The following is a 13,260-nucleotide window of genomic DNA, read 5'->3' on the forward strand; positions in this document are numbered from 1 at the left end:
TGCAACAATAGTAAATGCTGTAGAAGTTGGTAGAACAGTTTACACAAATATTAAAAAATCTATAATGTATTTTAATTTAAATGTTAAAAGCCCTTAGATAATATCTAAAGGCTTTTGTTTATATAATAAAATTTTATTATATTTCATAAAATTAGAATTCTGCATTTTTTGGAGTTCTAGGGAATGGTATTACGTCTCTTATATTTGCCATACCAGTCATATACATTATTATTCTCTCAAACCCTAATCCAAATCCTGAATGAGTAGCTGTTCCGTATTTTCTTAATTCTAAATACCACCAGTAATCTTCTTCATTTAAATTCATTTCTTTTATTCTATCTAATAATACATCATGTCTCTCTTCTCTTTGAGATCCTCCAACTATTTCCCCTACACCAGGAACTAAAAGGTCCATAGCTCTAACAGTTTTTCCATCTTCATTCATTCTCATATAGAATGCTTTTATGTCTTTTGGATAATCTGTAACAAATACAGGAGCTTTAAATACTTGTTCTGTTAAGTATCTTTCATGCTCTGTTTGAAGGTCGTCTCCCCATTGAACTGGATATTCAAACTCATGACCTGATTCTTGTAACATTTCTACAGCTTTAGTATATGTTATCCTAGTAAATTCAGAGTTTACTACATTGTTTAATCTTTCTATTAATCCTTTATCTATGAAACTATTAAAGAATTCCATTTCTTCTGGAGCATGTTCCATAACATAACTTATAACGTATTTTATCATATCTTCTGCAAGTTCCATGTTATCTTCTAAGTCAGCAAATGCTATTTCAGGCTCTATCATCCAAAACTCTGATGCATGTCTTTGTGTAAATGAATTTTCTGCTCTAAATGTTGGTCCAAATGTATAAACATTTCTAAATGCAAGTGCCATTATTTCAGCATTTAATTGTCCACTAACTGTTAGGTTAGCTTCTTTTCCAAAGAAGTCGTTAGAGTAATCTATTGCACCTTCTTCAGTTTTAGGTATACTATTTAAATCCATAGTTGTTATTCTAAACATTTCTCCAGCACCTTCACAGTCACTTCCTGTTATAATTGGTGAATGTGCATATACGAAGTTTCTATCTTGGAAGAACTTGTGTATAGCATAAGCTGCTAAACTTCTTACTCTAAACACTGCTGAAAAAGTGTTACTTCTAGGTCTTAAATGAGCTATAGTTCTTAAATATTCTAAAGTATGTCTTTTCTTTTGTAATGGGTATGAACTATCTGATTCTCCTTCTAGTTCAATATTAGTTGCATGTATTTCTACAGGTTGTTTTGCTCCTTCTGTTGATACTAGTTCACCTTCAACTAGGATTGATGAACTTATTGGAAGCTTAGTTATTTCTTTAAAGTTTCCTAATTTTTCATCTGATATTACTACTTGCATATTTTTAAAGAAACTTCCGTCATTTAATTCTATAAATCCGAAATTTTTAGATGCTCTAGATGTTCTTATCCATCCAGCTACTTTTACCCTTTTCCCGATGTATTCTTCTTTGTTTCTGTAAAGATCTTTAATTTCTATAAAATCTCTTTGCATTTTATGTCCTCCTAAAATTTAAATTTAAATATTAAAAAAAGCCCTTCATCCCAAATAAAGGGACGAAAGACTATTACTATCGCGGTACCACCCTAATTGCCATAAAAATGGCCTCTTAGCTAAGCATTGCTTATGGTCTATAACGGGACCTTCCGTCTAAGCCTACTCTATTAAATTTCGGTTAGAGACTCCGAGATGTTCTTCAATATAAACTTCGTATTGAGCTTTCACCGTCCTCAAATCGCTATAACTACATTTTATACCTACTCTTCTCTTCACTGTCTTTATTTTTATATTATTTCAATTATTACTAAGATTATACCAACTTATATTTTCCTAGTCAATGTTTTATTTTTCATAAAATTTGTATATTTTTCACAAATTTTATAATACTTCTATGTAGGAGGGTATTTTATATGAAATATGTATTATTAATTATAGTTGTATTGCTCTTCATAGGCCCTGTAGTTGATGATTGCTCTTCTTTGTCTCAGGTTTTCAAAGAAGCTATCTATAATTATATAACTTGTTTAGATACTTCTGTAAATTATTTATCTGAAAACGTACCTGCTTTTAATGATTTAACTGAACTTTCTTATAATAAAGCTTATACGAAGGTTATGGATGGGCGTCACTTGGTAAAGCATTTAGTTAACTCAGGAGAAACTATAGACGATATAATAAAATCTTACAATACCAATATTGAAGACATTGATGATTTTAGAAAGGTTATTTACAAAGAAAATATAGATATTATTTCTAGTGATTATAATATAAAATCAGGTGAATATATACTAGTCCCTAGTGAATAAAAATACGGAGTTAATAAAAACGCTACTTAATTAAATTAAGTAGCGTTTTTTGCTTATAATTTACTTCCATTATCTACCCAATCTTTAGCTTCTTCAACATTGTTTAACGATGGTATCGATACCTTACTATTTTCTTTTAACTCTTTAGTTCCTGCCCATGCTGCTGTATATTCATTGTTCACAGGTCTATGAGCTTTTAATCTTTTGTTTCCTTCTCCATTTAGTGGCTTACTTTTTTCATTTGTCATACTAATCACCTCTTTTTTTATTTTGTAATTAGTTTTTACATTATAGTCTATAAAATTCATATTATTCAAAGTTCTTTGCAATTTCTACTATAGTATTTTTTAAATTTAATATTCCATACCCTTGCGTAATATTCGGATATATATATATATCTTTTTTAGTAGCACCTAGCATTAAATATGTTTTTAATGGTTGAACTGACAGTAATTCTTCAGCAAATTCATACTCTGAAGTTATATACTCAAGTATAATTGCTAATACTCCACTTACTATTGAAGAACTAACTCCAGTTCCAATAGATGTATTGTATGAACTATTTATATAAGTTGATATTATGTCTACTCCTGGAGCTACTATATCTGGTTTAATAAGGTCTAAATTTACAGGTCCCTTTGAAGATCCTATCCAAATACTATCTGTTTTATCGTTATAAGCTCCTATAGTTATTACATTTTCAGATGCTGCATACATACTTATAGTAGCTTCTGATGCTGGATCTGAAAATCTTGTTTCTTCAGAAATTATATTCTTATTTGGTAAATAAACATCATAGTTTCCTTCTATTATAAATTCAGGAATCAATCTAAGGGTCCATATACCAGGCTTTATATCATACAAACTTATTGTTAACTCCTCATTACCTGATTCTAACCAAGGATAAGAAAGTCTCATTTCATAAGGAGTGCTTTCTAAATTAAATTTTCCTTTATACACATAATAATCAGGTGAATACATAATTTTATAGCTCATTTCACCTGCTGGAGATATTATCATGGCACCAATTTTATCAGGACCATTTACAACTAATTTTATATCTAAGTTTGTTTGCTCTCCTACTTGTATGATTATATCATCTACTGTTTCTTTATTTTTTATATTACCTCTATAATGAATATCTGTATTCCCTTCATTTCCAGCTCCACTTACTACTATATTTCCAGGTTGTGATAGTTCATTAAACGTAGATAACATAGTCGACTCAACTATAGATTTAGAAATCAGTCCTACAGTTAAATTTATTATCATATTTTTATTTTCTTTTTTTGCCACATCTAATACATACCTTATAGATGCTAAAAAATCTGATCCTTGGTAGTTTATCTTTCCTTTTTTATATGTGTCTTTATATTCTCTAAGCTTAACAACAACCAATTTACTATCAATTGCAACACCTTTATATTGAGAATTTAGATTCCCCATACCTGCTGCTATGCCTGCTGCTGTAGTTCCTGTTCCTATACTATCTTCACTTAATGTTTTATCGTTTTCTTCTATAGCTTTATTTATATCCTCGCTTGTAAATTCACTTCCAAATATTAATCCATCTGGAGGATTTTTTTTTTCACTTTCTTGATCCCATATAGATATTATTTTTGTTTTATTGTTTTCCATAAAATCTGGATGTAAATAATCTATCCCTGAATCTATTATTGCAATTAAAACATTTCTTCCTGTTGATTGTATATATGGGTTTTTATATATATAATCTGTTGAAGCTGCATCTGATACACTTACTCCTTCATCTAAATTATTAGTTATTTCAATTAAAGAACTCATTGGAATAGAACTTTGCCACCAAGTAATACTAGGAATTCTATTTAAAGTTTCTTCTCTGAAATTTTGCGGAACATATATCACAGTAAGGCTAGGATTTAAAATCATATATTTTTCTATTCCAGCTTTTTTTAAATCAGATGCTATATCACCTGTATAAATTATAAGGTAGGATTTTTCCAAAATAAAACTTCCTCCTTTTTATTTGAGTTGGTCAAAAGCCCCTCTAATATCCAAAATACCATATCCATAAATATCATTTGGATAAACTATTTCTGAGTTTCTTTTAGCTCCAGCACGTATATAGGTTCTTATAATATTTGTAAATCCTTTAGATGGATAATATTTATCGACTACTGTATATTGTAAATACAGAGCAATCGCTCCTGATAAATAAGCTCCTGATGCAGATGTACCTGTTAATGTTGCATATTTATTTCCAGGATATGTTGAAATTATATTTACTCCTGGAGCTACTATATCAGGTCTTAACAACCCGTTTATTGTAGGCCCTCTAGATGATGGTGGCCATATACTATTTTCAACTAAATTATATGCACCTGCTGAAATTACATCCCTATATGTAGCTGGATAGTTAATAGTATATGCTGATGTAGAGTCTCTAAACTTGGTTCCAGGATTTATTATTGCTCGATTTGGTAAATAAGCATTGTAAATCCCATTTGTTATATACTCACCTCTTAATCGTATCTTCCATATTCCTTTAGTTGCATTTTTAAGAAGTACTGTTATTTGTTCTTGCCCAGAATATTCAGTGGGATATACATACGTTATTACATACCATGTAGATTCAAGATCGAATAGCCCTGAAACCTCGTTATAACTAGATACTGTTATAAATTTACTTTGTTCTCCACTAGGAGCTATAACTGCTGCACTTATTTTATCCGGCTTATTTACCCATATATTTATTTCTAAAAGACTTTCATCTTCAAAAATCTCAATTTCTATATCTTTTTGTTGTCCCACAAAGTTTACTTTACCCATTGAATGAGTTTGAGTATTTCCTTCATTTCCTACTGCAGATACTATACATACACCCCTTGCAAAGTGAGGTTCTTTTCTTAATGTATTCTCTTTTGCTCCTATTAAGTTATTACTTCCTAAAGATAAATTAATAACTATTGGTTTATTCAACTCTATGGATTTTTCATATGCATACATAACTCCAGCTTTTAAAAATGTACTATCATAATTTCCCTCAATTTTTTTTAACTTTACTATTATAAGTTCTGAATCTGGTGCAACCCCTGAATATTGCTTATTTAAATTGCCAAGGCCTGAACATATTCCACTGATCATAGTTCCATGACCGGTTTCATCTTTAGTTAAATTGTTATCGTTAGCTTGTATAGCCTTGTTTATATCTTCCCTTGAATACTCAGTTCCTATTTTGTACCCTTTTGGAGGATTTCCATCTTCAGTTTGGTCCCATATATATGCTATTTTAGATGTTTTATCAGGATATATAAAATCTTCATGCAAGTAATCTATACCTGAATCTAAAACTGCAACTAATACCCCACTTCCAGTTATAGGTATATTCAAGTTATTTTGCAAAAAATTAGCTCCTATCTCTTCTTTAGCAACCACTCCATTACTAGTGTCTCTGCTTATTGTACCTAGCTGATTCATAACAAGACTTGAAGCTATGAATTTAAAACCTTCTATTTTTAATAATTTATTATATCTTTTAGGATCTTTAATCGGTAGTGTTAATACCCCCTCTGTATCACTTATTTCATAGTAAGTATAATCTAATCCAATTGCTTTAAGTTCTTCTTCAAAATTAGGTCCATGTTCTACATGATATCTAAAAGCTAAATCAAGTGGAAGGTCTAATCTACTTAGCTCTTTAACTTTTTTTTTTTCTTTTTTCTATAAAGTAAATCATATTCTTTATTTAAATTAGATATATTATCTAATCTAACATCTGTTAAATCTAAAAATCCAAACCCCATAGAATTATTTGGATATGTATCTATAGAACTCCTTTTTGATTCTTTTAATAAAAATGCCTTTATTTTTTGTGAGTACAGAAATAGATCATTTTTGTCAACGATTCCCCACTGCATTAATAACGATACTACCCCAGTAACGTGTGGAGTTGCCATGCTAGTTCCAGTTAAAGCTCCTATACTACCACCTGGAAGTACTGACAAAATGTTTTCTCCTGGTGCTAATAAATCTGGTTTGTAAATATTCTGATCAATATCTCCTTCTCCTGAGAAAATAGATACAGTATCTGTAGTTGAGTTGAAGCTCCCGACTGTTATAACTTTATTAGCAGTTCCTGGAACTGTTACTGTTAAATTTTTATTAGCTTCTAAAAAGCGTGTATCTTTACTAATACCTTCTGATGTAGGTAAGTATATACTTATATCTCCCATAACTACATTTATAGGTGTAAAAACCAACTTCCATATACCTGGATTTATAGATGCAGATGAAGTAAGCTGTACCGATATTCTTCGAGATAAAGAATACGGAGCTATTGGGTAAAAATATCCTTTTACTCTAGTTCCCCCTAATACATTTTTTATTTCTCCTGAAGTTAAAGATATTTCCTGACTCTTTATATTTGATGGATTAACTATATAAACACTAAAATCATCAATAAATTGAGGCCATATATTTATATTTAAAATCTTCTCATTTTCTCCAACTACAAATTCAACTTCTGTTGTCTCTTTATCCAGCTTTATACTTTTATGACCATCTTTATCTCCATTATTTCCTGCTGCTACAACTATATTGTTTTTCCAAAATGCAGACATATCATCAATGTATTGTTCAAATAAAGATAAACCTCTATGTGAGCCTTCATTGCTCCCGTAACTTATGTTTATAGCTACTGGCATTTTTAACTCTAATGCTTTATCTAAGATAAATTTAATTGCTCTCATGAATTCAGTACTTTTAGAAAAGACATCTGTTAATACGCTTCCAACTCTTACAACAATTAAATTAGCTTCATCAGCTATTTGACAGGCTATTCCAGCTACATGTGTACCATGTGTACTTGTCGGAGATATAGGTATAGTTAATTCTCTTTTAATTGCCTTGTTTATATCTTCATTTGTGTATAAAGTTCCATACTGAAATCCTTCTGGTGGTTTCCCTTGTATTGATTGATCCCAATAATAAAGTATTTTAGAATTACCATTTGAATCCTTGAATAAATCTATATTGTAATCTATCCCTGAATCTATAATTCCTATAATAGTCCCTTTTCCAGTTAATCTATTTGTATTTTTAAATCTCGTAATTCCAGTTCTTGAAAAACTTTGTATATCTTGAGTTGTCAATATAAATGGTTTTTCTAAATACTCAATTTGTGGATAATTTAAAAGTAAGTCAATTTTTTCAGGACTTTCAGTACTTATAATTGCATAATTGTAACCTAATATTTCAACTGATACTCCTAAATCTTTTTCTATTTCAAGTATATCTCCGTTATACTTAACAATTACTTCATAATTTATAAAAAACACCTCCTCTATAAAAAGATGGCCTCCATTCTATACCTTAGAATTTATTTCCATTACTATATATATTCATATTACTTTTATTGTATAATAGATATATTACTTTATTTTTCATTTTTAAAATTAATTGAAAGGATGATTTTAGTTGAAAGGTATCAAAATTAATGTTAATTTAGTTTTAACACTTATACTAACATATGTATTTATCAAGTTCATAGACAACTATAAGTACTTTTTCAATATAGTAAAGCTATTATTGTCTTTACTAACACCTTTTATTATAGCGTTTATTTTAGCTTACATATTTTCACCAATTGTAAATTTTTTAGAGCGTAACTTAAAACTAAAAAGAATTTATTCTTTACTTATAACCTATGGACTTTTAATTTTTATTATAATTTCGTTTGTATTTTTTACAGCGCCTATTATAATAAATAGTTTAGCTGATATTATTAGTCAATTTCCAGTGTATGCAAAACAAACACAATCTTTCTTTATAGAAATTGGAGATCAGTTAAAAAATATTGATCCTAAAACTTTAAAAGAAGTTGCGGATAAAATATTTTCAGCTATGCCTCAAATAAGTAACCTACTTATTGGATATTTAGGTGATATATTTACAACAACTTTTTCTATTTCTAAGTTTATAGTTCAGTTTATATTAGCTTTTATAATTTGTTTCTATATAATTTTAGAAAAAGAGAGATTTATTTCATTTTCAAAAAAAACGATGTATGTACTAATAGGCGAAAAAAGAACATCGTTTATTTTAGAAGTAGGAAACAGCTTAAACGAAAATATAGGAAAGTACTTCGCTGGTAAAATTTTAGATTCATTTATAGTGGGAGTTATATCTGGAGTTGGGCTTTATCTTATCGGGTCTCCATACGCTCTATTATTTGGAACTTTAATAGGTTTTATGAATATGATTCCATATTTTGGTCCTGTAATAGGTATGACCCCTGTTGTTTTAATCAATTTATTTTACAATCCTAGTGTTGCATTATTTTCATTGGTATACTTAATTCTAGTTCAACAAGTTGAGATTGCATTTATAGAACCTAAAATAGTAGGTGGCCAACTAGGTCTTAGTCCGTTTTTCACAATTTTGGCTGTTACAGTTGGCGGCGGTTTTTTTGGTATACCAGGTATGATTCTTTCAGCTCCTTTAATGGGTGTTTTTAAGATCTATTTAGTTAACTTTATAAACCATAAATATAATTCTACATTATAGTAAATAATTATACTTTTTAAACATTTTTTTAATTACAATTTAGTAACCTCAAGTAACAAGTATGTAACTGTTATAATACAATTAATTTATGGTAATATTTATGTATAGAAGATAACATATATATTTGAAAAGAGGTAATGATATGAAAAAATTAGTTATTGTTTTATTTGTTTTCTGTAGTGTATTATTTGTTACTAACCCAATTTTAAAATCTTCATTCGCAAATAATGATTCAAAACCTAGTAACGAAGCCACAAAGGTTGAACGCTCAGTCGTCGAAGAAAATAAAAGTAATAAAACATTAGAAACTAATACTGTATCTGATATAGATAATAGTGATTCTAATAAAGATATCACAGCTAAAGAAGTTAGTACTTCTACTAACAACAAAAACTCTGATTTAGAATCTAAAAAAGAAGTTTCTAATGCAGTTGATTCAAGTAAGAAAGAAGTTTCTAATGCAGTTGATTCAAGTAAGAAAGAAGTTTCTAAACCTAATGAAACTAACAAAAAAGATGATATTGTAAAAAATAATGATTCTAGTAATACTGAAACTAATAATAAACAAAATGTTTCTAAAGATGAAAATGTTAATAAAGATCAAGATGCTGTTAAACCTGATAATTCTAATAAAGATGTTGATAATAATAAATCTGCTGAAGCTAACAAAGATGAAAACACTGATATATCAAAAGCTTTAAGCAAAGATGACGCTTTAAACTTACTATTAGATATGAATCCAAATTTAGTTTATGCTTACCAAGGTGATGAAAATACATTCACTGTTTTAAAAGATAAAGGTCTTTCTGGATATGTATTTTTACCTAATGCAGATACTGATTTAGGATATTTTGTAGATAAAAACACATCTAGTATCTACTACTTCCATCCAAGTGGATACTTAGAAAAAATAAAATAATAAAAATCCTGAGAGTACATTTTAAAATGTACTCTCAGGATTTTTTATTTGTAAAATTGGCTTTTCAACTTCAATTTCAGTTTTCTTTTTTTCTAAATTTAAAATATCACTGCTTTTACTAGATCCTTGAGATGAATTTGCTACAACATATACATCCATGTTTATATCTTCTAATAAATTAACTGGAATAGTTATCTTATTCTCACTTACTCCATGTTGGTATAACTCAAACCCTCCATTTGGTGAAGTTATATTATTTCGTACATATATACTATATGTGCAATCAAAGTTTTCTAACTTATCCCATGAAAGATTTATATTCCCATCATCAGAAATAGTTCCTTCTATATTTTCAACTTTGTAATCTTGAATATTTTCTGAACTTTGATGTTCTTTTTTAATATTTATTGTATCACTTCGTTGAGTATATACTCCATCAGATTTACCTACAACATATAAATCTATATCTGGTTTATCTATGCCTTTTAAGTCTACAATAATAGAAGCTTTTACCTTTTTATCTTTATCTAATTCATCTTTTTCTACTCTTATTGATTTAATTAAACTGAAATCTTTTTCTCCTTTAGAATTATTTTTAAGATATATTTCATACTCTGGAATATCATCTAAGTAATCCCAAGAAAGATTTATTTCCAAATTATCTCCATTTATTATAGAGCTAGCTTCTAAGTTTTTAATTTTCTTAGATTCTGTATTTTCTTTTAATACATTTACAGTTATTATTTTACTTTTACCACCACAGGTAACTTTTACCTTCTCACTACCTTCTCTAAGACCTGTTACAACTCCATCACTTGAAACCTCAATTGCAGTTGATATTGGTAACTTAAATCCAACAATTTCATAATTCACCTTAGGATGTTGTAAATTTTTAGGGTATGTTTCTACTTTTACCCCTAAGCTTTTTTCTTCATTTATATGAACATTTATATTATTGTTACTATATAAATTAGAAACTTTAGCTTGTATGTTAAATTTATATTCTTTAGTTTTATCTCCAGCTTTTATTTTCAATGTAGAACTTCCAACTCCAATAGCTTTAACTTGATTATTTTCAACTTTCAAAACTTTTTCATCAGATATTTCATATGTATATTTTTCTTTATCATTAAATTTAAAGTCAACATCTACATTTACATCTATAGGAGAAGTATCTCCTACATACTTTAACTGATTTATAGATACGTCTAAATTTTCTACTTTTGGGTTTACCACCCTTATAGTAGCTCTTCTTATAGCTCTACTATCTTTCATAATCATAATTGCCGAGTATCCTTCTTTTATACCAGTTATTGTATCACCTTTTATTGATAAAATATCGGAGTCAGACGCTTTATACCCGATGTTAGGCTTTGATGAATACGGTGGTATAACAATATATTCGCCACTATTTACCTTTATAGAATCGCCTAATTTTATTACATATTCATCTATATTTTGAATATATTCACCTTTAGTTATCCGCAGTTCTACACCTTTTACTAGTGGACTTACTATTCCATATTTGAAAAGAAAATACTGGCCTATAAGTATAGCTATAATAAATACGCTACAAAAATAAAATTTATTTTTTTTCTCCCTCCAAAAATTCATTAATCCACTTCCTTACTAAATTAAAAGACTACTTTATTAAGTAGCCCTCTAATATGATATTTCTTATTAAAATTATATACTATAATGTACATTTTTAAAACTATTTACAGATATTTTATGCTATTATTTAGGATATAAATTTCATTTATTCATAAATTTAGATTAAGTAAAATTCTGAAGGATAAAAATTCACTTTAACTGAATAACTTCATATATTATATAAAAAAGCTTACAGAAAACCTCTGTAAGCTTTTTTTAACTACGCGCTAACTTTGCTAGCTACTAAAAGTTCTTTTGAAACATATGCTACTAAATCTACAGTTCTGCATGAATATCCCCATTCATTATCGTACCAAGCTACTACTTTAACTAGATTTCCATCATTCACCATAGTTGATAATCCATCTACTATTGATGACTCTGAAGTTTGTTTATAATCTACAGATACAAGTGGTAAATCTGAATAACCTAATACTCCACTTAACTCCTTCTTAGCTGCATTTTCTAAAGCTCTATTTACTTCTTCAACTGTTACATCTCTGCTAAATTCACAAACTAAATCTACCATAGAAACACTAGGGCTTGGAACTCTTACTGCAAATCCATTTAATTTTCCTTCTAAATCTGGTAATACTTTTGCCACAGCCTTAGCTGCTCCTGTTGTCGTTGGTATCATAGAAACACCAGCACTTCTTGCTCTTCTAAGATCTTTATGTGTCTTATCTAATATTTGTTGGTCATTAGTGTATGCATGAATAGTAGTCATTAGTCCTTTATTTATTCCAAACTCAGCATCTAAAACTTTTACTACTGGGGCTATACAGTTTGTAGTACAAGAAGCATTAGATATTATATGATGTATGCTATTGTCATACTCATTTTCATTTACACCTATTACTATAGTCTTGTCTTCATTTTTTCCTGGAGCAGTAATTATTACTTTTTTAGCTCCTGCATTTATATGCTTTTGTGCATCCTCTTTTTTAGTAAATTTCCCAGTTGACTCTATAACTATATCTACTCCTAATTCTTTCCATGGTAAGTTTTCAGGATCATTTTCTTTTAATACTTTTATTTTTCTTCCATTTATAATTATATTTTCTTTTTCATCTGTTTCTACTTTACCTCTAAATATTCCGTAAGAAGAGTCATAAGTAAATAAATGTGCTAACGTTTTAGCATCACTTCTTGCATTTATAGCTACTATTTCAAACCCATCCAAACCGTTTTCCTCAACTATTCTTAAAACCATTCTTCCAATTCTTCCAAATCCATTTATTGCAACTCTTGCCTTCATAATAAAGTCCTCCCAGTTTTTTTATATTAATTTATAGTATGTTTTATTTGTTTATTTAGTGTAACCTTTTTAACTTTTCTCACTTATATATATAACACTTTATCTTATTTAGGTCAACACTTTTACTAAAAAAACAACTAAAAAAGATTGCTTGATTTTTATCAAGCAATCTTTTTTTAAATATTTTCTTCTATTTTTTTATTCAATCTAGCTAGCATGTTCTTTGCAAAACTAGCAATATCTGCTGGAACACCCATGCTCGTAGCTAATATGGTATAGCAGTGGATAGCTCTTTTATAGTCTTTTTTACCAGTATAAGATTTAAAAGCTTCTTCTGATAAATCTTTGCATATAATTTGCATTCTTTCATATCTTCTTCTCAAATCTATTCCCCCTATGAAAGTAGTGTATATTTATATATATGTTTTTATATACACTAGTTACACTAGAAATAGATTATTTTATTTTATTTTTATTTTTTAAGACAGAGTCTTGCTGTGTCACCCAGGCTGAAGTGTAGTGT

Annotated in this window: 11 protein-coding genes and 1 other annotated feature; of the genes, 3 read left to right on the forward strand and 8 right to left on the reverse strand. The window is 28.7% G+C overall.

Going from position 1 to position 13,260, the window contains the following annotated elements; all coding sequences use genetic code 11:
* Window positions 1-151: 151 nt before the first annotated feature.
* Window positions 152-1,552, reverse strand: coding sequence for an asparagine--tRNA ligase (gene asnS, locus VN21_RS02305; RefSeq protein ID WP_046821860.1), 1,401 nt, complete (start codon window positions 1,550-1,552; stop codon window positions 152-154).
* A gap of 55 nt (window positions 1,553-1,607) precedes the next feature.
* Window positions 1,608-1,840 (reverse strand) — a binding site (T-box leader).
* Window positions 1,841-1,968: 128 nt separating this feature from the next.
* Here asnS and VN21_RS02310 point away from each other — a divergent pair.
* Window positions 1,969-2,364, forward strand: a complete 396-nt coding sequence (locus VN21_RS02310; RefSeq protein WP_021429209.1) for a hypothetical protein — start codon at window positions 1,969-1,971, stop codon at window positions 2,362-2,364.
* Between the two features lie 53 nt (window positions 2,365-2,417).
* On the opposite strand, the gene VN21_RS02315 is transcribed toward VN21_RS02310, so the two are convergent.
* The 4 genes from VN21_RS02315 to VN21_RS19295 all read right to left on the reverse strand — a co-directional run bounded on the left by VN21_RS02315 (window position 2,418) and on the right by VN21_RS19295 (window position 7,679).
* Window positions 2,418-2,612 (reverse strand): CDIF630_02480 family spore surface protein, encoded by a 195-nt coding sequence (locus tag VN21_RS02315; RefSeq protein ID WP_046821861.1) that lies wholly within the window; start codon window positions 2,610-2,612, stop codon window positions 2,418-2,420.
* 61 nt (window positions 2,613-2,673) lie between these two features.
* Window positions 2,674-4,347, reverse strand: coding sequence for a bile acid germinant receptor pseudoprotease CspC (gene cspC / locus VN21_RS02320; protein WP_046821862.1), 1,674 nt, complete (start codon window positions 4,345-4,347; stop codon window positions 2,674-2,676).
* An 18-nt stretch (window positions 4,348-4,365) separates the two neighbouring features.
* The gene (locus tag VN21_RS18345; RefSeq protein WP_152650754.1) at window positions 4,366-5,820 is read right to left on the reverse strand and encodes a S8 family peptidase; all 1,455 of its coding nucleotides are present in this window, start codon (window positions 5,818-5,820) and stop codon (window positions 4,366-4,368) included.
* A gap of 212 nt (window positions 5,821-6,032) precedes the next feature.
* Entirely contained in the window at window positions 6,033-7,679 is a 1,647-nt protein-coding gene (locus tag VN21_RS19295) for a S8 family peptidase (protein WP_305071797.1), read from the reverse strand.
* 139 nt (window positions 7,680-7,818) lie between these two features.
* Here VN21_RS19295 and VN21_RS02330 point away from each other — a divergent pair, with 139 nt between their 5' ends.
* Both VN21_RS02330 and VN21_RS18180 read left to right on the forward strand, forming a co-directional pair.
* A complete protein-coding gene (locus tag VN21_RS02330; protein WP_046821863.1) occupies window positions 7,819-8,907 on the forward strand; it encodes an AI-2E family transporter in 1,089 nt (362 codons plus the stop codon).
* 142 nt (window positions 8,908-9,049) lie between these two features.
* Window positions 9,050-9,826 (forward strand): midas domain-containing protein, encoded by a 777-nt coding sequence (locus VN21_RS18180; protein ID WP_084821902.1) that lies wholly within the window; start codon window positions 9,050-9,052, stop codon window positions 9,824-9,826.
* A gap of 21 nt (window positions 9,827-9,847) precedes the next feature.
* Here the strand turns inward: VN21_RS18180 and VN21_RS02340 are convergent, their stop codons facing one another.
* The 3 genes from VN21_RS02340 to VN21_RS02350 all read right to left on the reverse strand — a co-directional run bounded on the left by VN21_RS02340 (window position 9,848) and on the right by VN21_RS02350 (window position 13,120).
* Complete coding sequence (locus tag VN21_RS02340) at window positions 9,848-11,440, reverse strand: hypothetical protein (RefSeq protein WP_052951957.1); 1,593 nt, start codon at window positions 11,438-11,440, stop codon at window positions 9,848-9,850.
* A 259-nt stretch (window positions 11,441-11,699) separates the two neighbouring features.
* Complete coding sequence (gap, locus tag VN21_RS02345; RefSeq protein WP_046821864.1) at window positions 11,700-12,737, reverse strand: type I glyceraldehyde-3-phosphate dehydrogenase; 1,038 nt, start codon at window positions 12,735-12,737, stop codon at window positions 11,700-11,702.
* Between the two features lie 176 nt (window positions 12,738-12,913).
* Window positions 12,914-13,120 (reverse strand): hypothetical protein, encoded by a 207-nt coding sequence (locus VN21_RS02350; protein WP_046821865.1) that lies wholly within the window; start codon window positions 13,118-13,120, stop codon window positions 12,914-12,916.
* Window positions 13,121-13,260: the final 140 nt, after the last annotated feature.

Origin of the sequence: Paraclostridium benzoelyticum, from assembly GCF_001006285.1 — a bacterium.
Classification (GTDB): Bacteria; Bacillota; Clostridia; order Peptostreptococcales; family Peptostreptococcaceae; genus Paraclostridium; species Paraclostridium benzoelyticum.